The sequence below is a fragment of the Thermococcus sp. Bubb.Bath genome (genome assembly GCF_012027595.1).
Taxonomy (GTDB): domain Archaea; phylum Methanobacteriota_B; class Thermococci; order Thermococcales; family Thermococcaceae; genus Thermococcus.
The window spans coordinates 1-392 of the sequence record NZ_SNUR01000065.1 but is presented as its reverse complement, the minus strand read 5'-3'; the positions used below and the strand labels follow the sequence as shown (position 1 = coordinate 392).

General features: G+C 40.1%; 1 protein-coding gene. It reads right to left on the bottom strand.

Features of this window, described 5'->3' with window-relative positions:
• Positions 1-203 precede the first annotated feature (203 nt).
• Positions 204-392, bottom strand: a 189-nt coding sequence (locus tag E3E29_RS11655) for a hypothetical protein (RefSeq protein WP_206205914.1), incomplete at its 5' end; no start/stop codon positions are given.

Sequence of the window (392 nt, the reverse complement as noted above, 5' to 3'; positions counted from 1 at the left end):
AGTGTTCTCGTTTGAAGAACGAACATTCAAAGTGCAAAAACCATTTCACATTACATTTTAATGGAGAGCTACTAACGTTTGGTCAAGCTTTTTCTAAAAGCTTGCTGGCGAAAAGTTTGATCAAGGTTCGTGATTCTTTTGTGAAGTGCTCTTTTGAGATGGTTTGCCTTTTGTAACGTGTGTTTTGGTAGGGAATTCCTTGTTTAAGTTGCTTTGTTTGTGTGGGGTTTACTTCTCCCGCGCTCCTTTGGAGCGCTTTTGGAGTTAAACCCGCATTTCGGAGCTTTGAGAGTGAATTTCTTCTCAAAAATGACCGTTTGGCAGTGCAAACTCTCTTCAACTGCACTTTGGGAAGAAGAATCACGAACTTTGATGAAACTTTTCGTCAGAAA